Genomic DNA, 21,334 nt, shown 5'->3' on the forward strand with positions numbered 1-21,334 from the left:
GGCCCCAAGAGGCACGTGTAATCGTTCTCTTACACCCGTTGGGTGGTCGTTACGACCCTGAAGGAGCTGAAACAGTGGAGAAGCAGCCGATCACCGTGAGGGTGGCCAGCTGGAGCGCCTTGAGGCCAGGGCGGGCGATCGCCGCGTGGTTCGCGTTCGTGGCCCTGTGCCTGGCCGTCGGAATCTCGGTCGGCACCAACAGCGCCGTGGCCGAGGACTACCGGATCGGCGAGTCCGGCCGGGCCGAGGCCATCGCGACGGAGGCCGGCCTGGAGCAGCGGCCCACCGAGCAGATCATGTTCAGCTCCCGGTCGGGGGAGCTGAACGAGGCCCAGGCCAGGGAGGCCGCCGAGGAGCTCACCGGCCGGATGGAGAAGCTGCCCGAGGTCCTCGGGGTCGCCGATCCGGCGCTCTCCGCCGACGGCGAGATGCTCATGGTCGAGGTGACCATGAAGGGCCCCAAGCGGGAGGCCAAGGAGTACGTCGACCCGCTGCTGGAGCAGACGGCCGCGGTGCAGGCGGCCCACCCCGACCTCCTCGTGGAGGAGACGGGTGACGCCTCGGTCAGCAAGGGACTCAACAAGCAGCGCAGCGACGACCTCGCCAGGACCGAGGCGATCACCTTCCCGGTCACCCTGGTCACCCTGCTGATCGTCTTCGGATCGCTGGTCATGGTCGGCGTCCCCCTGCTGCTGGCGCTCTCCTCGATCGCGGCCTCGGTGGGACTGTCCATGGTGGTCTCCCACCTGGTGCCGGACGCGGGCGTCGGCATGAACGTCATCCTGCTGATCGGCATGGCGGTCGGCGTCGACTACACCCTCTTCTACCTCAAGCGGGAACGCGAGGAGCGGGAGAAGGCGGCCGGCGGCCTCGGCCCGGAGGCGCTGGTCGGTATCGCCGCGGCGACCGCCGGCCGGGCGATCGTGGTCTCGGGCCTGGCGGTGATCGTCTCCAGTGCCACCCTGTTCCTGGCCACCGACATCATCTTCTCCTCGCTGGCCACCGCGACCATTCTCGTGGTCTTCGTCGCCATGGTCAGCTCGGTGACCGTGCTGCCCGCCCTGCTGGTCAAGATCGGCCGGCGCGCCGACCGCCGGGCCGCCCGCGCCCGGGCACGCGGCAAGCAGGTCAGGCAGCGCGGGCCGGAGCGGACCGGCCGGCTGTTCGCTGCCCTGCTGAACCCGGCCAGGAAGCGCCCGGTGGCCACGCTGGTGGTCTCGACCCTCGCCGTGATCGGCCTCGCCCTCCCCGCGTTCGGCATGGAGCTGCGGGTGCTGAACAAGGACACGCACTCCCGGGAGATCCCGGAGATGCAGACCTACGACCGGCTCAACGACGCCTTCCCGGACCGCCGGGCCGAGCACTGGGTCGTCGTGCGGTCCGGCGAGGAGCGGACGGGGGAGACGCGGGCGGCGCTCCGGGAACTCGCCGAGCGGGCCAAGGCCGATCCGCTGTTCTCCGACAAGGAGCCCGAGGTGCGGACGTCGCAGGACGGGCGGGTCAGCGTGATGACACTGGCCGTGCCGCACCGCCTCAGCTCCGACGAGGCCGCCGACTCCCTGGAACGGCTGAGGGAGGACTACCTGCCGCGGACGCTGGGCGGGGTGGAGGGCGCCGAGTACGGTGTCGACGGTCCGGTCGCGGTCGACGTCGACTACCTGGCCCACCAGAACGACAAACTGCCGATCGTCGTGGGGTTCCTCCTGCTGCTGACTTTCGTGATGACCATGCTGGTCTTCCGCTCGGCGGTCATCGGCCTGCTCGGTGTGCTGCTCAACCTGCTGTCCGTCGGCGCGGCCTTCGGTCTGGTGGTCGTCTTCTTCCAGTGGGGCCTGGCCTCGACCCTGTTCGGTTTCGACGAGAGCGCCACCAACGCCATCGGCTCCCGGGTGCCCCTGTTCCTCTTCGTGATCCTCTTCGGACTGTCGATGGACTACCAGGTGTTCGTCGTGAGCCGGATCAAGGAGGCCGTGGACGGCGGGATGCCCACCCGCCAGGCGGTGATGGACGGCATCGAGAAGTCCGCCAAGGTCGTGACCAGCGCGGCCGTGGTGATGGTGACGGTGTTCGCCAGCTTCATGTTCCTGCACCTGGCCGAGATGAAGCAGATCGGCTTCAGCCTCGCGGTGGCGGTCCTGCTGGACGCCTTCATCATCCGGGTCATGATCCTTCCCGCGGCCATGACCCTGCTGGGCGACGCCAGCTGGTGGCCCTCGCGCAAGACGCGGCGCACGCCGGCCGCCCCCGGGACCGGTGACAGGCAGGCGGCTCCTGCCCCGGTACGCATCCCCTAGCCGCCACCCGCGGACTGGCGCCGGACCGGATCCCCCACCGGTTCGGCGCCTCCCGTGCCATACCACTGCGGTGCGCGGCGGCGAACCAAGTGGTATTTCCCCCGTTGGGGTGACGCCGGGCAGAATTCTCTCGCACCGATGAAGATGGGGGAACATCTGTGGAGATCAACATTCTTGGGCCGCTTTCTCTGTCGAACGGGAAAAAGCGGCACGCAATGGCATCGAAGCGAGCAGGTGCCGTGTTGACTCTCCTGGCGCTTTCGCCGGGAGTCCCGGTCCACTTCGACCAGATCGTGGACGAGTTGTGGCCGAATCAGTCGATGGCCAACCCGCGCAACGCTCTGCAGGCCAATGTCGGACGTCTGCGGAAATTCCTGAAAACGGTTGCCGGACAGGGCGGCGACTTGCTCGTACGCACCGCGGGCAACGGCTATGTCCTCGATGTTCCGGCCGAGGCCGTGGACGCCCATCGCTTCGTCGAGATGGCCGATACCGGTACGGAACTCGTCCGCCGGGACCCGGTCGGGGCCGTCGCGAAGCTGGAATCGGCGCTGTCCCTGTGGCGCGGTCCCGCGCTGCTCGACGCCTGCGACGGCCTGCGCTGCCGCGTCCGGGCGGCCTACCTGGAGGAACGCCGGATCACCGCCTACGAGGACCTCATCGAGTCCAAGCTCGCCATCGACGTCGAGCGGGTCCCACTGGCCGAGTTGAGACAGCTGGCGGACGAGCATTCCGGCCACGAGCGGCTCAGCGAACTGCTGATGCTGGCCCTCTACCGGGACGGGAGACAGGGGGAGGCTCTGGAGGTCTTCCACGGGGCGCGCCGCCGGCTGGCCGACGATCTCGGCCTCGAGCCGGGACGCGCCCTGCGCCGCGTCTACCAGGCGATCCTGAACCAGGACGAAACGCTGGGGGAGCCGCGCCGGGCGCTCCTGCAGGCGGCGCACGTGTAGGAAAAAAATCGACTTGACACTTCCTTTGGTCACCGTTTACCGGAGGTTCGCCCGGCGTGGATTCCGGACTCCCCGAGGCAAAGCCGTGGTGGACAGGCTGTGTCCGCCCTGTTAGCGTGTCGACCGAATCGACAGCCACGGTATTATGAGCCGAATTTTCCGCTTTTGATGGGGGAGTTCGTGGACATCGAATTACGGCACGCCAGGACGGTGGCAATTATAGAGCGAGCCGGGAGTATTTCGAAAGCCGCTGCCGAATTAAACATTCCCCAGTCCAGTCTCACGGCCCAGTTGCGCAGAATCGAGAAGGCGGTGGGCGGGCAGCTGTTCGTGAGGTCTCCCTCGGGAGTCGTTCCCACGGCTCTGGGGGAGCACCTCATCCCCATGCTGGCCGATCTGATCCAGCGCGCGGACATGGTGATCGTGGAGGCAGCGGCCCACGCCTCCGAGGTGTTCCGTTTCGGAAACGCGGAATGGACGCCCCCGTCCCTGCACAGTGCGCTCCAGTCCTCCCTGCCCGCGGCCGAGGTGCAGACCGAGACGCTCAGCCCGGCCGACGCCGTGGAAGCGGTCTACCGCGGCTGGCTCGGTGCGGCGCTGGTCCCGAGCATGTCGCTGGTGGCGCCGGCCGACCTCCCCGAGACGGTCCTGGACCAGGCCGTCGTCGTACGGGAACCGGTCTGGCTGGCCGTGCCCCGGGAGCATGCCCTGACCCGCCGCACCGCGGTGGAGATGGACCAGCTCGCGACGTTCAGATGGGTCCGCTACGCGCGCAACCACTGGTTCCACCCGATCGAGAAGCACCTGTTCGACAAGGCGGACTGCGCCGATCCCGAGGTGCTGCACTACGTCGACGGCCACCACGAGGCGATGAACTGGGTACGGGAGGCTCGGGCGGCCGCGCTCACGACGCCCTCCGGCGCCACCCCGGACGTGTCGCTGGTGCCGATCTCCGACACCGAGAGCACCGAGATGCTGCTGGTGTGGCGCCGCGGCTCCATGGCCAAGGCCATGCTGTCCAGACTCGTGAAGACGGTGCGCGGCTACTACCGCGAGTACGCCCGCACGATCCCTCGCTACTGGTCCTGGATCAAGGAGCACCCCGGCGACTTCCCCGAACTGGGCAGAACCATCGGGGCGGGGCGTCAGCCCGTGGTCAGTCTCGCATCAGCCCTCTGTCAGGACGGTCCGACACCATCGTCCGCATGACTACTGCGAAGAGCGTCGACGCCGAGGGCCGTACCACGATCAAGGAGATCATCTGCGACATCCTCGAGATCGACGCGGACGAGATGACCGACACCAGCCGCTTCAAGGAGGACCACGAGGCCGACTCGATGGGCGCCATCGAGATCCTCTCCCAGCTCGAGCGTGCTTTCGGGGTCGACATCGACCAGGCCGAACTGGCCCGGATGGTCAACCTCGAGAGCGTCGTCGCCGTCGTCGACGAGGCCGTGGCGGCCAAGGCGGCCTCGTCCCACTAGGCACCGGCACCGGACGACGGGAGCGCATGGTGTACGACAACGGTCAACGGCCGCGCCGAGTGGTGATCACCGGACTCGGGACGGTCAGCAGCATCGGGCTCGGTGTCACAGCCTTCCTGGACGGCCTGAGAGCCGGGCGCAGCGGGGTCAAGCCGATCACGGCCTTCGACACGACGGGTTTCGCGCACGACAACGCGTGCGAGGTGGACGACTTCGACCCCGCCGAATGGATCCGGCGAGTGGACCCGGAGGAACTGGGACGGGCCACGCAGTTCTCGGTCGCCGCGGCCAACATGGCCGTGGCGGACGCGGGACTGACCCCTGAGGAGCTCAGGCGGCGCAGGGCGCTGGTCTCCGTCGGAACCACGGACGCGGAGTCCCGCGACCTCGATGCCTTGGTGGGAACCCAGCTGAACGAGGGCCCGGAGCGGATGGCGCCCGGCGTGGTACGCCGGGCGCAGGCCGGACGGCTGTCCACCGGCATCGTCCGCGAACTGGGGCTCGTCGATGTCGAGGCGCTCACCCTTCCCACCGCCTGCGCGGCCGGCAACTACGCCATAGGCAACGGATTCGACGCCATCCGCGACGGCGATGTCGAGGTGGCGCTGTGCGGCGGCGCGGACGCGGTGTGCCGCAAGACCTTCGCCGGGTTCTACCGGCTCGGCACGATCGCCCCCGAGGTCTGCCAGCCCTTCGACAAGGACCGCAAGGGCATCCTGACCGGCGAGGGCGCGGGCATCCTCCTGATGGAGAGCCTGGAGTCGGCGAGGGCGCGCGGCGCCCGCGTCTACGCCGAGGTGCTCGGCTACGGGCTCAACTGCGACGCCCACCATCCCGTCGCACCCGACCGGGACAGCCTCGCCCGGTGCATGGAGGTCGCGCACCGCAACGCCGGGGTGAAACCCGAGGACATCGACTTCATATCGGCACACGGCACCGGCACCCGGGCCAACGACGTGACCGAGGCGGGGGCCATCAGGCAGGTCTTCGCCACCCCCCCGCCCACGGTCTCCATCAAGTCCATGATCGGGCACTCCATGGGGGCGGCGAGCGCGCTCGCCTCGGCCGCCTGTGCCCTGGCCCTCACCGAGGGCTTCATCCCGCCCACCGTCAACCACCGGGAGACCGACCCGGAGTGCGGCCTGGACTGCGTGCCCAACGAGGCCAGGCCCGCCGAGCTGAACGTGGTCCAGAACAACGCGCTCGCGTTCGCGGGCAACAACGCCGTGCTGGTCCTCGGCCGGTACAGGGAGGCCGAGTGATGTCCGGACTGGTCTTCTCCGCCTGGTCGGCGGTCTCCCCCTACGGAGTGGGAAGCGAGGCGTTCACCGAGGGGATCGCCTCCGGACGCGGCGCGGTCGGCGAACTGGACCGCGCCGCCCATCCCGGCCCCTTCGACCGGTGCGGTCTCATACCCGACTTCACCGCGGCCGAGTACGTGGGCCGGAAGGGCACCCGGACGATGGACCGGGTGACCGCGATCGCCGTCACCGCGGTCGGCCGCCTGCTGGCCTCCTGCGACCCCGGACTCACCGCCAGACCCGAGCAGGTCGGTCTGGTCCTGGGCACCGGATCGGGCAGCGTCCAGAGCATCATGGACTTCACCCGCGATTCCCTCACCGGCGAGCGCCCGTACCACGTCGACCCGGCGCGCTTCCCGAACACCGTGATGAACCGGGCCGCCGGGCAGAGCGCCATCTGGCACGGCATCAAGGGGCCCAACACCACGGTCGCCGGCGGCTGGCTGACCGGACTGCTCGTCCTGAGCTACGCGGTGCGCCTGCACCGCGGCGGGCACTGCCTGCGGGTGCTGTGCGGCGCGGCCGAGGAGTACTCGACCCAGCGCGCCTGGCTGGAGTGGCACGGCCGCGCTCCCGGGGACCGGGAGACGCCACTCGGCGAGGGCGGCGCCGTCTTCCTGCTGGAGAGCGCGGAGGACGCGCACGCCGCCGGACGCGTGCCGCTGGCCGAGGTCCGGGCGACCCGCTTCAGGGCTTACGGGGAGCAGCACGAGGTCCGCCCGGCGCTCGCCGTCTGTGTGCGCGACGCGCTGGAGGCGGCCGGTGTGGCGGCCGGGGACGTCCGCCGCGTGGCGCCGCTCGGCGCGGGCGGCGCACTCGCCGCGCAGGAGGAGGCCGCCGTCACCGACGCCCTCGGCGGTGTGGAACCCGAGTGGATCCGCTGCCGGCCGCTGCTCGGGGACACCTCCGCGGCCTCCACGAGCCTGCAGCTCGCGGCGGTGCTCGCGGCGGCCGGCGGATCCGGGCTCGGTCCGGACGAGGCCGCGCTGGTCACCGGCGTCGAGAGGGACGGCACGGTCGGCTGCGTGGTTCTCGGGGGCAGCGGCCCCCGGACGTAGGCAACAGGATCCCGGTACGGCCCCGCCCGCGCCGCGCGCCGGCGCCCGGCCGGACGCGCCCGCCCGCGCACCCGGCGGAGCCCGCCGCGACCGTCACCCGGCGCAGCACGCCCCGCGGCGCGCGGCGGAACGGAGCGCCCCGCCGGGGCCCGGCCGGCGAATCGTGTCCACCAAGGAGAGAACAAGCATGTCCGCAACCGATCGACGCGTCGCGCTGGTGACCGGAGGATCCCGGGGAATCGGCCGCCACGTGGTGACCCGGCTCGCCCGGGACGGCTACGACGTGGCCTTCTGCTACCAGTCGAACAAGGAGGCGGCCGACGAGGTGGCCGAGGAGGCCGCCGCCGCCGGGGCACGGGTGTACACGGCACGGACCGACGTGACCGTGCACGAGGCCGTCCGCGCCTTCGTCCGGGACGGCGAGAGGGAACTGGGCCCGCTGCACACGGTCGTCTCCTGCGCGGGCATCGTCCGCGACAACCCGCTGGTGATGCTGCCGGAGGCCGACTGGGACTCGGTGGTGCGGGTCAACCTCGACGGCACCTACAACCTCTGCAAGGCCGCCGTCTTCGCCATGATGAAGCGCCGGACGGGCTCGGTGATCACCATGTCCTCGATCGCCGGCGTCCACGGCAACGCCACCCAGACCAACTACTCGGCGACCAAGGCCGGGATCATCGGCTTCACCAGGGCGCTCGCCAAGGAGGTCGGACGCTACGGCATCCGGGCCAACGCCGTCGCGCCGGGCTTCGTCGAGACCGACATGCTCTCCGGACTCTCCGACGACCACGTGCGGAAGATGACCGACCGGATACCGCTCGGCCGGTTCGGCCGTCCGGAGGAGGTCGCCGACCTGGTGGCCTTCCTCGCCTCCGACCGCGCCTCCTACATCACCGGCCAGGTCCTGGGGATCGACGGCGGCCTCGTCGTCTGAACCCGGCCGCCCCTACCAGCGGAAGCGTGATGCCACCATGCCCAAGAACAAGACGCCGCGGTTCTACTTCTCCCTGCGCAGCCCCTACTCCTGGCTCGCCTACGAGGAGCTGACCACCCGCCACCCCGATCTGGTCGGCCGCCTCGAGTGGGTGCCGTTCTTCGAACCGGACGACCTGAGCGCCCAGCTGCTCGCCGAGGAGGGCGGCAGGTTCCCCTACTCCGAGATGTCACGGGAGAAGAACAGGTACGTCCTCCAGGACGTCGGCAGGATCACCAAGGCCCGGGGAATCGCGGTCACCTGGCCGGTCGACAGGAACCCGGTGTGGGAGGTGCCGCACCTGGGCTACCTGGTTGCCGACCGCGCCGGCCGGGGCCACGACTACATCGCGGCCTGCTACCGGGCCCGCTTCGGGGAGGGCCGCGACATCTGCGACCGGTCCACCATCGCGGACATCGGAGCCGGGCTGGGCATCGACCGGCGGGCGGTCTCCGAGGCGAGCGACGACCCCGGACTGCGGGCCGAGGGCGTCCGGATCCTGCTCGACGTCTGCCGGGACGGCGTCTTCGGGGTGCCCTTCTTCGTGCACGGCTTCACCCGCTTCTGGGGCCTGGACCGGCTCGACTCCTTCACCGGGCACCTGCGTTCCGGGGCGCTGCCGGCGGCCGCCGTACCGGAGCCGCTCGCCGGCGCGGTGGCCCTGGGCCGGTCAGCCGACGACGGACACGCCGGCGGCTGCGGCTGACCGCCGCGGCACCGCGCGCCGGCACCGCATCAGTTGGGGGTCAGCCCTGTGTCAGCGCACTCCTGAACCATCGACGGCGGGAACTCGATGACCTTCGCTAGGGGATTGGTATGACTCACGTTCAGACGGCCGGCCTGCCGCTCACCGCCGGTCAGAAGGACATCTGGTTCGACGAGAAGCTGTCCGGGGGCGGTGCCTCCTACAACACCGCCATCTACTGGGACATCCGCGGACCGCTGGACCTGGAGCTCTTCCGGGCCGCGCTGGAGCGGCTCGTGGAGGAGTCGGAGTGCCTGCGGGCGCGCTTCACCGAAGTGGACGGCGAGCCGCGGCAGTTCGTCGAGCCGCTGGCCGAGGTGCCGCTGACGGTCACCGACGTCAGCGGCGCCGAGGACCCGGCCGGGGCGGCCCGCGAGGCGATCCGCGCCGACCTGCGGGTACCGCTGCTGCCGGCGGCCACCCCGTACGTGCCCCTGTTCCGGCTGAGCGTCTTCACACTCGCCGAGAACCGGACCTTCTTCTGCCTCCTCAACCACCACCTGGTCTCCGACGGCTTCAGCTACGTCATCTACTGGCAGCGGCTGTCCGCGATCTACGAGGCGATGCTCAAGGGCACCTCCCTGGACGAGGGCCGCTTCCCACCGCTGCAGACCCTGATCGAGGCCGAGGCGGCCTACGGCGACTCGCCGCGCGCCGAACGTGACCGCCTCTACTGGGAGGAGCGGATGGCCGACCGGCCCGAGCCGGTCAGCCTCGCCACCCGCGATGCGGAACCCGCGCAGGAGTTCCGGCGCGAGGAGACCGTCCTGCCGGACCGGATCGCCGAGCGGCTGCGCGCCGTCGCCTGGGAGGCCCGGGTGACCTGGCAGACCGTCCTCGTTGCGGCGCTCGGCGCGTACACCCGGCGGATGACCGGGACCGACGACGTGCTGCTGTCCCTGCCGGTGACCGCGCGGGTGGGCGGCACGATGCAGGGGATCCCCGGCATGGTGGTCAACTACCTGCCGCTGCGCCTGGGCGTGCGGCCCGGGACGACCCGCGCCGACCTGCTGGCCGAGACCTACCGGGCGTTCTCCCAGGCGCTCAAGCACCAGCGCCACCGGGTGAGCCGGATCCGCCGCGCGATGGGCTTGCCGAGCGACGACCGCAGGCCGTTCGGGCCGTTCGTCAACATGATGCCGCAGATCGAGAAGCTGGGCATCGGCCCCTGCGAGGCCACCCTGTACAGCCCCTCCACCGGCCTCGTCGACGATCTGGAGTTCACGATCGCGGACAAGGGCGCGGACGGGATAGGCGTCGACCTCAGCGGCAACGAGAGCCGCTACTCGCAGAGCGAGGTGCGCGACCACCTGACCCGCTTCGTCGGTTTCCTCGACCGCTTCCTGACCGCCGACGCGGACCACCCGCTGGACGCCCTCGACCTGCTCGCGGCGGACGAGGCGGAGCGGCTCTCGGCCGCGCTGACCGGTCCCGTGCGCCAGGAGCCCTACCACGGTGTCGTGGAGCGCGTACGGGAACAGGCCGCCGCACGTCCCGACGCCCTGGCCGTCACGGACGACGGCGGCAGCCTGACCTACGCCGAACTCGTCGGCCGCGCCAGCGCCCTCTCCCGCCGGCTGGACGGCGACGGGCCGGTGGCCGTGCTGACCGACCCCGGGCGGGACTTCGTCACCGCCGAACTCGGTGTGCTCGGCTCCGGCCGGGCCTTCCTGCCCCTCGACCCGCGGGTCCCCCTGGCCCGCCTCGCCGAGCTGCTGCGGGACAGCGGCGCGACGTGCGTGCTCGCCGGCGCCGTGCACCGGGAACTCGCCGAACGGGCCGCCGCCGAAGCCGCGGACACGTCCGCGGCGCCGGTCCCCGTGCTCGTCCTGGACGGGGCGCGGGACGCCGCGGACGACCTCGCCCCGGTCGTCGGCGGGCCGCTCGACCTGGCCTACGTGATCTACACCTCGGGCTCCACGGGCCGCCCCAAGGGGGCCATGGTGCAGCGCGGCGGCATGGTCAACCACCTGTCGGCCAAGATCGAGGAACTCTCCCTGGACCACACGGACGCGCTGGTCCACAACGCGCCCGTCACCTTCGACGTCACCGTCTGGCAGACGCTGACGACCCTGCTCGTCGGCGGCCGGGTCCGTGCCGTCTCCCGGGACGACGCCGCCGACCCCGAGGCCCTGTTCGGCGTCGTCGCCGCCGAGCGCCTGACCGTGCTGGAGGTCGTGCCGTCCCTGCTGCGCGCCACCCTGGACGCCTGGGACGCGGCCGGGTCCGCGCCCGAGCTGCCCGCCCTGCGCTGGATGGTCTCCAACGGCGAGGCGCTCCCGGCCGATCTGTGCGAGCGCTGGTTCGCGTACTGCCCCGGCATCGCCCTGGCCAACGTCTACGGGCCCACCGAGTGCTCCGACGACGTCACCCACGCGTACGCGCGCACGGCCGCCGAGGTGCCGGACGCCTACATGCCCATCGGCCGCCCGCTGCGCGACACGCGCCTGCACGTCCTGGACGACGGCCTGCGCCCGGTGCCGTACGGCGTCCCCGGCGAGCTGTTCGTCGCCGGCGCGGGCGTCGGACGCGGCTATCTCGGCGATCCGGGCCGCACCGCCGCCGTCTTCGTGCCCGACCCGTTCGCCGGGGACGGCTCCCGCATGTACCGCACGGGCGACCAGGTGGTGCTGCAGGCCGACGGGCAGCTGATGTTCGTCGGGCGCCGCGACCACCAGGTCAAGATCCGGGGCCAGCGCGTCGAGCTGGGCGAGGTCGAGGCCGCCCTGCGGGCGCTGCCAGGCATCGCGGACGCGGCGGCCGCCGCCGTCGAGGACCCCGCCGGGCACCGGCGCCTGGTCGGCTACGTCGTCGCGGAGACCGGTGCCGGACCCGTGGACACCGGTGCCGTACGCGACCGGCTCGCCCGGGTGCTGCCGGAACACATGGTCCCCGCGGTGCTCACCGGGCTGCCCGCGCTGCCGCTGACGGCACACGGCAAGGTGGACCGCAAGGCGCTCCCGGCCCCCCGCTTCGCCGCGGACGACGGCGGCCGGGCGCCCCGCACGCGTGAGGAGGAGATCCTCTGCCGGGTCCTGGCCGAGGTCCTCGGCCTGCCCGCGGTCGGCGCGGACGACAGTTTCTTCGCCCTCGGCGGCGACAGCATCAGCGCCATCCAGGTCGTCAGCCGGGCCCGCGCCGCGGGACTGACCGTCACCTCCCGCGACGTCTTCCGGCACCGCACGCCCGCCGCCATCGCGGCCGTGGCAAGGCCGGCGGACACCGCCGCTGTGCCCGCCGGGGACGACGGCGTGGGGGAGGTCGACCTGACGCCCATCGCGGACCAGCTCCGCGAGGAGCTCTCCGGAGTGCCCGACGCGGTCCGGGAGTTCGGCCAGTACGCGACCGTCTCGGTGCCGGCCGGGGCCGACCCGGGACGGGTCGAGGCCGCGGTGCGCGCCCTTCTGGAACGGCACGACGCGCTGCGCATGAGGCTGACCGCCCCGGCGCCGGGCCTGTGGTCCCTGGAGGTGCCGCCCCGGGAGGCGGCGCCCGCGGCCGGCGTGTTCGACAGGGTGGAGGTCGCGGTCGGCGCGGATCCCGGCGCCGTCCTCGCCGAACAGGTCGCGGCGGCCCGGGCGCGACTGCGTCCCGAGGAGGGCCTGCTGGTGCGGGCGGTACTGCTGGACGAGGGTCCCGAGCGCCCCGGCCGGCTGCTCCTGGTGATCCACCACCTCGCCGTCGACGGCGTGTCCTGGCGGATCCTGCTCCACGACCTCGAGACGGCGTGGAACGACCTCGGGGCGGGCCGCGAGGTGCGCCTGGAAGCGGTCGGCACCTCCTACCGGCGCTGGGCCCGCGCCGTGTCCGAGCACGCGCGCACCGGCCGGCGCACCGCCGAACTGCCGTTGTGGACGCGGCAGACCGACGGCCGGGCCGTCCGGCTCGGGGACCGCCCCCTGGACTCGGAGCGGGACGTGCACGGCAGCGCCGGCCGACTGCGGGTCGAACTGCCGGCCGAGCAGACGGCGGCGATCCTCACCCGGGTGCCCGAGGCACTCCACGCCGAGGTCAACGAGGTCCTGCTGACGGGACTGGCCCTCGCCCTCGCCGACCGCGGCAGGCGGGAGGCGGACGGCGGCTCGCGCGTCCTGGTCGAACTGGAGGGCCACGGCCGCGAGGAGATCGCCGACGCCGCCGGCCCCGTCGACCTGTCGCGGACCGTCGGCTGGTTCACCAGCGTCTTCCCCGTCGGCCTGGAGATGGGCGACGTGGACTGGACCGAGGTGTGGAACGGCGGACGGTCCTGCGGCACGGCTCTCAGGGAGGTCAAGGAGACACTGCGCTCCCTGCCGGACCACGGCTTCGGCCACGGCCTGCTGAGGCACCTGAACCCGCAGACCGCCACCGTCCTGGCCCGCCGCCCCGTCCCGCAGGTCGGCTTCAACTACCTGGGCCGCTTCACCACCGGCTCCGGCGGCGACTGGTCCATGGAAGCCGGCGCCTCCGGTCAGACCGCCGCGCCCGGCACCCCGCTGCGGCACGTCCTGGAAGTGGTCTCCCTGACCGAGGACCGCCCCGGCGGGCCGGTGCTGACCGCCGAGTGGACCTGGGCGGACGGCATCCTCTCCGAGGACGACGTGCGGCGGCTGGCCGACGACTGGTTCCGCGCCCTCGGCGCCCTCGCCGAGCACGCCGGGCGGCCCGGCGCGGGCGGCCGCACTCCTGCGGACTTTCCGCTGGTGACGGTCTCCCGGCAGGAGATCGAGCAGTACGAGAGCGACGTCGAGGACCTCCAGGACATCCTGCCGCTCTCCCCGCTCCAGAGGGGCCTCCTCTTCCAGGCCGAGTTCGACCGGCACGGCACGGACGCCTACACCCTCCAGGTGGTCATGGACATCGCCGGCCCGCTCGACCGGGCCGCGCTGCGCTCCGCCGTGACGGTCCTCCTGGAGCGCAACCCGGGTCTGCGGGCCTGTTTCCGGGAGCGGGACGCGGGGGACCCCGTGGCGCTGGTGTCCGGCTCGGTGGAACCGTCCTGGACCGAGATCGACCTGACCGGACACGCGGACGCCGAGGCCGAGGCCGGGCGGCGGACCGACGAGGAGTGGCTGCGCCGCTTCGACGTCGCCCGGGCCCCGCTGACCCGGTTCACCGTCTACCGGCTCGGCGACGACCTCCACCGCGTGGTGTGGACCGCGCACCACATCCTGGTGGACGGCTGGTCGCTGTCCGCGGTGCTGGCGGAGGAACTGGTCACCCTGTGGTCCAACGGCGCGGACGCCTCGGCGCTGCCGCCGGTCGCCTCCGCGCGCGGCTACCTGGAGTGGTCGGCCGCGCAGGACAAGGAGGCCGCGCACGAGGCATGGCGCAAGGAGCTGGCCGGCATCGACGAGCCGACCAGGCTCGGCCCGGCCGAGCGGGAGCGCGTCTCCGCGCTGCCCGGCACCCTGTCCGTGGAACTGCCCGGGGAACTGACCGCCGCGGTGACCGAGTGGGCCCACTCCCGCGGCCTGACGATGAACACCGTCGCCCAGGGCTGCTGGGCCGTCGTCCTGGGGCGGCTCACCGGCCGGCGGGACGTGACCTTCGGCGCGGTGGTCTCCGGACGGCCGGAGGAACTGCCGGACGTCGAGCGGATGATCGGCGCCTTCATGCACACCCTGCCGGTGCGGGTGAACCTGGACCCGTCGACGACCTTCGAGGCGATGCTGGACGACCTCCAGGACCGCCAGCTCGGTCTGGAGCGGCACCAGCACCTGGGGCTGGCCGAGGTGCAGCGGAGCGTCGGCATCGGCGAGCTGTTCGACACCGTGGTGAGCTTCCACAACTACCCCTCCGGCGTCCTCGACGGCATCGGCGAGCGCATCCCTGGCCTGAGCGTGCTGGACTGGGAAGCGCGGGTCATCGCCGAATACCCGCTGGCGCTCGGCGTGTTCCCCGGTGAACGGATGCGCGTCGAGGCCCAGTACCGCACCGACGTCTTCGCGGCCGAGGAGGTCGACGCGATCCTGCGGCGGTTCGTGCGGATGCTGGAGACGCTCGCCGACGCACCCGGCGCCACGCTGGGCCGGCTCGACGCGCTGGCCGACGACGAGCGGCGGCGGCTGCTGGAGGACTGGTCCGGTGCCGCCGCCGTGGCGCCGGCGCCCACCGCGGTGGCCTGCGAGGTCTTCGAGGCACGCGCCGCGGCCGCGCCGCACAAGGAGGCGGTCGTCCTCGGCGCCGAGGAGGTGTCCTACGCGGAGCTGAACGCGCGGGCCAACCGCCTGGCACGCCTGCTGGCCGGCCGCGGCGCGGGACCGGAGCGGACGGTCGCCGTGATGCTGCCGCGCACCCCGCGGATGGTGGAGGCGGCGCTCGCGGTGCTCAAGGCCGGTGCCGCGTACCTGCCGGTGGACCCCGCGTACCCCGCCGACCGCGTCGCCCACATGCTGGCGGACGCCGGGCCGACGCTGCTGCTGACCGACGCCGCCACGGCGGACCGCCTGTCCGGCCTGGAGATCGAGCCGCTGGTCGTCGACGGCCCCGTCGCCACCGAGCTGCTCGCCGGGCTGCCGGAGGAGGACCTCACCGACGCCGACCGCGCCGCGCCGCTGCGCGCGGAGCACCCGGCGTACGTCATCTACACCTCCGGGTCCACCGGCCGGCCCAAGGGCGTGGTCGTGGCGCACAGCGGGCTGCTGTCGATGGTCGGCAGCCTCGTGGAGCGCTTCGGACTCGACGACGGCACCAGGGTGCTGCAGTTCGCGTCCTTCAGCTTCGACGCCTCGGTGTGGGAGATCATGCTCGGCCTGCTCACGGGCGGCACGCTGGTGATCGCCGACGAGGAGTGCCGTACGCCCGGCCGCCCGCTGGTCGACCTGATCAACCGGGCCCGCGTCAACCTGGCCGGCCTGCCGCCGGCCGTGGTGGGCGGGCTGCCGGAGGACAGCGAGCTGCCGGCCGATCTGCGTCTGGCCGTGGCCGGCGAGGCCGTGCCCGCCGAGATCGTCCGGCGGTGGTCCGGGCACGTCAGGCTGTACAACGGCTACGGCCCGACCGAGGCCGTGGTGAGCTCCACCGTCAGCGGTCCGCTCTCGGGCACCGGGCGCCCGCCGATCGGGCGGCCCACCACCGCGCACCGGGTGTACGTCCTGGACCGGCACCTGCGGCCCGTCCCCGCGGGCGTCGTCGGGGAGCTGTACGTCGGCGGCGGCCTGGCCCGGGGCTACCTGGCCCGCCCGGAGCTGACCGCGCAGCGCTTCGTGGCCGACCCGTTCGGCCCCGCGGGATCCCGTGTGTACCGCACCGGCGACCTGGTGCGCTGGCTGCCGGACGGGGAACTGGACTACATCGGCCGCGTCGACGACCAGGTCCAGCTGCGCGGCTTCCGGATCGAACCGGGGGAGATCTCCTCGGCCCTGCTGGCCGTGGAGGGCATCGAGCAGGCCGCGGTGGTCGTCCGCGAGGACGAGACGGGCGACCGTCGCCTGGTGGCGTACGTCGTGGCCTCCGATCCGGCCGCCCTCACCGACTCCTCGCTCAGCGGCACGCTGCGCGAGCGGCTCGCCGAGACGCTGCCGGACTACATGGTGCCCTCGGCGGTGGTCGCCCTGGAGCGACTGCCGCTCACCGCGCAGGGCAAGCTCGACCGCAGGGCGCTGCCCGCGCCGGACATGACCGGGACCCTCCGCGGCCGAGAGCCGCGCACCCCCGTCGAGGAGATCCTCTGCGGCCTGTTCGCCGACGTCCTCGGCCTCCCCCGGGTCTCCGTCGACGACGACTTCTTCGAGATCGGCGGGCACTCCCTGCTGGCGACGAGGCTGGTCAGCCGGGCCCGCACCGCCCTCGGCGTGGAACTGCCGATCCGCTCGCTGTTCGAGGCGCGGACCGTGGCGGCCCTGGCGGACGTGGCCGAGGCCGCCGGGCACGCCAGACCGCCGCTGACGGCGGCACCGCAGGGCGCCGAGCGACCGCTGTCCTTCACCCAGCAGCGGCAGTGGTTCCTCAACCGCAGCCAGGAGCGGGCCGACGGCACGTACAACACGCCGATGGCCTTCAGACTCTCCGGCCGGCTGGACACCGCCGCCCTGCAGGCCGCCCTGACCGACGTGGCCGAGCGCCACGAGGTGCTGCGGACGGTCATCCCCGACAACGACGGCGTGCCGTCGCTGCGGGTGCTCGACGCGCGGTCGGGCGCCCCGACCCTCAGGGCCCGCGCGGTGTCCGAGGACGGACTCGCGCAGGCGCTGACCGCCGAGGCCGACCTGGGCTTCGACCTCACCAGGGAGCCACCGCTGCGGGCGAGGCTGTTCTCCACGGGCCCGGACGAGTGCGTCCTGCTGCTGGTCTTCCACCACATCGCGTTCGACGGCTGGTCGATCGTGCCGCTGCTGACCGACATCTCCACCGCCTACCGGGCCCGGTGCGGGGGACGGGCACCGCGGTGGGCGCCTCTGCCGGTGCAGTACGCCGACTTCGCGGCGTGGCAGCGCGAGCTGCTGGGCTCCCCGGACGACCCCGGCAGCGCGGCCTCGCGGCAACTGGCCTTCTGGCGGGACGCCCTCGCGGGCCTGCCGGAGGAGCTCGACCTGCCCACGGACTTCCCGCGGCCCGAGGTCGCCGGCTTCTCCGGCGACACGGTGATGTTCGACCTGGAACCCGAACTCCACGAGCGGCTGGTCGGGATCGCACGGCAGACCGGAACCACCGAGTTCATCGTCTTCCAGGCGGCGCTGTCGGCGCTGCTGACCAAGCTGGGGGCCGGGGCCGACATCCCGTTGGGCATCTCGGTGGCCGGACGCACGGACGAGGCGCTCAACGATCTGGTCGGCATGTTCGTCAACTCCCTCGTGCTGCGCGGCGACACCAGCGGCGATCCCTCCTTCCGCGAACTCCTCGACCGGCTGCGGGAGACCGACCTGGCGGCCTACTCCCACCAGGACGTGCCCTTCGACCAGGTCGTCGACGCGCTCAAGCCGTCCCGCTCGCTCTCCAGGCACCCGCTGTACCAGGTCGTGCTGAGCGTGCAGAGCCACGGCGACCAGCCGCTGGACCTCACCGGACTCACGGTGCGGCCCGAGTACGTCGAGTCCCGCAGGGTCAAGTTCGACCTGACGCTGGAACTGCTGCCCTGGCCCGGTGAGGGCGGTATGCGCGGCCTGCTCGGCTACCGGACCGACCTGTTCACACGGGCCACCGCGGAACGCATGGCGGAGCAGTTCGGGCAGGTGCTGCGCACGGTGGCCGCCGACCCCGGCGTCCGGCTCAGCGGCCTGGAACTGCTGGTCGGCGAGGAGCGCGAGCGGATACTGCGCGACCGGAACGACACCGGGCGCGAACCGTCCGCGGCGACGCTGCCCGAGCTGTTCGCCGCGCAGGCCGCCCGCACCCCGGAGGCGGCCGCGGTCGGGGACGGAGCGCACGCCCTCGGCTACGCCGAACTGGACGCGCGCTCCAACCGCCTGGCGCGCCGGCTCATCGCCTGCGGCGCCGGTCCCGAGCGGGTCGTCGCCCTCGCGGTGTCCCGGCCCGTGGACCGGGCCGTGGCGATGCTCGCGGTGCTCAAGGCCGGTGCCGCCCACGTGTCCCTCGCGGCGGACGAACGGGCCGGCCGGATCAGGGCGCTGTTCGCCGACACGCGTCCGGTGTGCGTGCTGACCACCGCGGGCCTGGCGAGCAGACTGCGCAGCACGGGCGTGCCCTCCGTGGTCCTCGACGGGCCCGACGCGGACGCCGGCTCGGCGGCCCCGGTGACCGACGCCGACCGCACGGCCCCGCTGCGTCCCGGACACGCCGCGTACGTCATCCGGTCCGGCGACGCGTCGGGCCGCCCCCGCGGCACGGTCGTCGAGCACCGCGCGGCGGCCAACCGCCTGGCCTGGGCCGCGGAACACGGTGGCCCCGGGCGGACGGAACCGCTCGCGGCGCTGTTCTCCGGAGCCGGAGTGCCGGGCGGGGAGCCGCTGCCGCCGGACTGGGCGACACCGCGGACGTTCGGCCCGGATGGAGGGGAGTGGAACACACGGGTGTACGTCCTGGACGAATGGCTGAAGCCCGCGCCGCCGGGAGTCGTCGGCGAACTGTACGTCGCCGGAGCCGGACTGGCCCGCGGCTACGCGGGCCGTCCCGCCGCCACCGCCGAGCGTTTCGTGGCCGACCCGTTCGGACCGGCCGGCTCCCGCCTGTACCGGACCGGCCGGCGCGTGAAGTGGGACGCGGACGGGAACCTGCTGGACCCCGAAGCGATGCCCGCCACCGGGACGGCGAAGGACGCCGGGACCGGCGCGGCCCGGCAGGGGGAGTCGCTGACTCCGGCCGAGGAGTTGCTGTGCGGCCTGGTCGCCGAGGTGCTGGGGACCGATGGGTTCGGTGTCGAGGAGAACTTCTTCGAGGCGCCGGGCGGCAGCCTGGACAGCATGAAGTCGTTGCGGCTGGTGAGTCTGGCGCGCAGGTCCGGGCTGGAGGTCGGGATCGCCGATGTGTTCGCCCACCAGACGGTGCGGGCCCTGGCGGCGGCCGTCGGATCCGGACCGGAGCCCTCCGGTGGGCAGGGGGAGTCGCTGACTCCGGCCGAGGAGTTGCTGTGCGGCCTGGTCGCCGAGGTGCTGGGGACGGACGGGTTCGGTGTCGAGGAGAACTTCTTCGAGGCGCCGGGCGGCAGCCTGGACAGCATGAAGTCGTTGCGGCTGGTGAGTCTGGCGCGCAGGTCCGGGCTGGAGGTCGGGATCGCCGATGTGTTCGCCCACCAGACGGTGCGGGCCCTGGCGGCGGCCGTCGGATCCGGACCGGAGCCCTCCGGTGAGCGGCCCGCCGACGCGCCGAAGGCACCGCGGGAGACGCCGGCCCCGGCGCCCGCCCGCCGCCACAGCACCCAGATCATGGCGGACGCGATCGACGAGACCGACGGCCTGGACCACGCGAACCCGTTCGCCACGATGCTGCGCATCAGGCCGACCGGCAGCCGCCCGCCGGTGTTCTGCCTGCACAGCGGCGTCGGATTCGCGCTGTCGTACATGCCGCTCACCCGCCACCTCGGCCCGGAGTACCCGGTCTACGGCATCCAGGCGCCGTGCGTCGTGAGCGACGCGCCGCTGCCGGGAAGCGTCGAGGAGATCGCGGCCGAGTACATCGGAATGATGAAGGCGGTCCGGCCCGAGGGGCCGTACCACCTGTTCGGCTGGTCGCTCGGCGGCTTGCTGGCCTACGAGATCGCCGTCCAACTGCGCCGGGCCGGGGACGAGGTCGGCCTGGTGGCGAACCTGGACTCCTACCCGCGCACCGGGATCGCCGACGACCGCGACGAGCAGGCCCTGCTCGCCTGGCTGCTGGAGGGCATCGGGCATCACCGCTCGGAGTTCGGCGACCGCGACCTGGTGGCCGGGGACGTGCTGGACGCCCTGCGGCGCGACGACAGCCCCCTGGCCCGCATGGGAGAGCAGCGGATGATCCGCATGGTGAACCTGATGATCCACCACCAGTCGCTGAACACCCGTTACCGGCCGGGCGACTTCGACGGCACCATGCACCTGTTCCTCGCCGAGGACTCGCAGTGGGGCGACACCGGGGCGGACAAGGAACGGCTGTGGGAGCCGTACTTCGGGGGCACGCTGAGGGTGCACCGGATCGCCACCACCCACGACGACATCCTCAACCCCGGTCCGCTGGCGCGGATCGGCCCGATCGTCGCGGCCGAGCTGGACCGTCTGCACACGGAGCGGAACGGGGCGGGCCGATGACGGCGACCCTCACGGAAACGGAACGGCACGGCGCCCCCGGGAGCCCGACGGCTCCCGGGGTCCCCACCGGGCCCGGCGCGCTGCTCGTCGAGGTGCTCGCGGTCGCCGGCCGGCGGCTGCGCCACCTCGGCAGGGCGCCGGGCCGGGTGCTCGGCGTGGCCCTGAGCCCCCTGGTGTCGATGGTGATGCTCGGCTACCTCTTCCGCGACGCCGTCACGCCGCCGGCGGGCGGGGAGTACACCGAGTACGTCTTCGCCGGCGGCGCGGTCCAGGTCGCCCTGGCCTGCGTCGGTCCGACCGCCGTGTCGGTCGCCCTGGACCTCCGGGGCGGGCTGGTGGACCGGTTCCGCTCCCTGCCCATCAGCAGGTCCGCGGTGCTGTTCGGGCACACCCTGGCGGACCTGCTGGTCGGATTCGCCGGCATGGCCGTCGTCACCGGCACCGGGCTGCTGCTCGGCTGGCGGCCCCGTGCCGGACTCCTGCCGGCGCTCGCCGGGTTCGGCCTGATCGCGGTCCTCGTCTACGCCATGCTCTGGCTCGGCGTGCTGCTGGCGATGACGCTGCGCAACGTGGAGACGATCAGCGTCGTCACCCCGTTCATCGTCGTGGTCCTGCCCTTCCTGTCCAACGCGTTCCTCTCCCCGCGGTCCATGCCGGGCCCGATCCGCCCGCTCGCGGAGTGGAACCCGGTCAGCGCCGTGATCACGGCCTGCCGCGACCTGTGGGGCAACCCGACGGCGCCGGGGGGCGGATTCCCCGCCGAGCACCCCCTGGCCGTGGCCGCGGTGACGCTGGGCGCGCTGTTCGCGGTCTGCGTCACCGTGGGCCTCCGCCGCTACCGCACCGCAGGCTCCTGAGCCCGAGCA

The 21,334-nt window shown here is 72.8% G+C and carries 10 protein-coding genes and 1 pseudogene; all 11 read left to right on the top strand.

Annotated elements, in window-relative coordinates; translation table 11 throughout:
• Positions 1–74 precede the first annotated feature (74 nt).
• The 11 genes and pseudogenes from ABD358_RS13160 (at position 75) to ABD358_RS13210 (ending at position 21,325) form a co-directional block, all read left to right on the top strand.
• Positions 75–2,294 (top strand): MMPL family transporter, encoded by a 2,220-nt coding sequence (locus ABD358_RS13160; protein WP_344631141.1) that lies wholly within the window; start codon positions 75–77, stop codon positions 2,292–2,294.
• Between the two features lie 158 nt (positions 2,295–2,452).
• Complete coding sequence (locus ABD358_RS13165) at positions 2,453–3,247, top strand: AfsR/SARP family transcriptional regulator (RefSeq protein ID WP_344631142.1); 795 nt, start codon at positions 2,453–2,455, stop codon at positions 3,245–3,247.
• A 168-nt stretch (positions 3,248–3,415) separates the two neighbouring features.
• A pseudogene (locus ABD358_RS13170) lies at positions 3,416–3,607 on the top strand (helix-turn-helix domain-containing protein); the annotation flags it as partial.
• 24 nt (positions 3,608–3,631) lie between these two features.
• Positions 3,632–4,456: a LysR substrate-binding domain-containing protein gene (locus tag ABD358_RS13175; protein ID WP_344631237.1), complete on the top strand. Its 825-nt coding sequence runs from the start codon at positions 3,632–3,634 to the stop codon at positions 4,454–4,456.
• Entirely contained in the window at positions 4,453–4,731 is a 279-nt protein-coding gene (locus ABD358_RS13180) for an acyl carrier protein (protein WP_344631143.1), read from the top strand. The genes ABD358_RS13175 and ABD358_RS13180 overlap by 4 nt, the downstream gene beginning before the upstream one ends.
• A 26-nt stretch (positions 4,732–4,757) precedes the next feature.
• Complete coding sequence (locus tag ABD358_RS13185; RefSeq protein ID WP_344631144.1) at positions 4,758–5,993, top strand: beta-ketoacyl-[acyl-carrier-protein] synthase family protein; 1,236 nt, start codon at positions 4,758–4,760, stop codon at positions 5,991–5,993.
• Positions 5,993–7,090: a beta-ketoacyl synthase N-terminal-like domain-containing protein gene (locus tag ABD358_RS13190; RefSeq protein WP_344631145.1), complete on the top strand. Its 1,098-nt coding sequence runs from the start codon at positions 5,993–5,995 to the stop codon at positions 7,088–7,090. Before ABD358_RS13185 ends, ABD358_RS13190 begins: the two co-directional genes overlap by 1 nt.
• A gap of 187 nt (positions 7,091–7,277) precedes the next feature.
• Entirely contained in the window at positions 7,278–8,024 is a 747-nt protein-coding gene (fabG, locus tag ABD358_RS13195) for a 3-oxoacyl-[acyl-carrier-protein] reductase (protein ID WP_344631146.1), read from the top strand.
• A 37-nt stretch (positions 8,025–8,061) separates the two neighbouring features.
• The gene (locus ABD358_RS13200) at positions 8,062–8,769 is read left to right on the top strand and encodes a 2-hydroxychromene-2-carboxylate isomerase (RefSeq protein ID WP_344631147.1); all 708 of its coding nucleotides are present in this window, start codon (positions 8,062–8,064) and stop codon (positions 8,767–8,769) included.
• A 110-nt stretch (positions 8,770–8,879) separates the two neighbouring features.
• On the top strand, positions 8,880–20,468 hold the full coding sequence (locus tag ABD358_RS13205) for an amino acid adenylation domain-containing protein (protein ID WP_344631148.1): 11,589 nt from the start codon (positions 8,880–8,882) through the stop codon (positions 20,466–20,468).
• Entirely contained in the window at positions 20,465–21,325 is an 861-nt protein-coding gene (locus ABD358_RS13210) for an ABC transporter permease (protein WP_344631149.1), read from the top strand. The genes ABD358_RS13205 and ABD358_RS13210 overlap by 4 nt, the downstream gene beginning before the upstream one ends.
• Positions 21,326–21,334: the final 9 nt, after the last annotated feature.

It is taken from the genome of Streptomyces glaucosporus (assembly GCF_039533345.1).
Lineage (GTDB): Bacteria > Actinomycetota > Actinomycetes > Streptomycetales > Streptomycetaceae > Streptomyces > Streptomyces glaucosporus.

Excerpts from the sequence above, each read along its gene's own strand:
- ABD358_RS13200 (WP_344631147.1), top strand. The coding sequence starts at position 8,062 with ATGCCCAAGAACAAGACGCCGCGGTTCTACTTCTCCCTGCGCAGCCCC.
- ABD358_RS13190 (WP_344631145.1), top strand. The coding sequence starts at position 5,993 with ATGTCCGGACTGGTCTTCTCCGCCTGGTCGGCGGTCTCCCCCTACGGA.
- ABD358_RS13185 (WP_344631144.1), top strand. The coding sequence starts at position 4,758 with ATGGTGTACGACAACGGTCAACGGCCGCGCCGAGTGGTGATCACCGGA.
- ABD358_RS13180 (WP_344631143.1), top strand. The coding sequence starts at position 4,453 with ATGACTACTGCGAAGAGCGTCGACGCCGAGGGCCGTACCACGATCAAG.
- ABD358_RS13175 (WP_344631237.1), top strand. The coding sequence starts at position 3,632 with ATGCTGGCCGATCTGATCCAGCGCGCGGACATGGTGATCGTGGAGGCA.
- ABD358_RS13205 (WP_344631148.1), top strand. The coding sequence starts at position 8,880 with ATGACTCACGTTCAGACGGCCGGCCTGCCGCTCACCGCCGGTCAGAAG.
- ABD358_RS13210 (WP_344631149.1), top strand. The coding sequence starts at position 20,465 with ATGACGGCGACCCTCACGGAAACGGAACGGCACGGCGCCCCCGGGAGC.
- fabG (WP_344631146.1), top strand. The coding sequence starts at position 7,278 with ATGTCCGCAACCGATCGACGCGTCGCGCTGGTGACCGGAGGATCCCGG.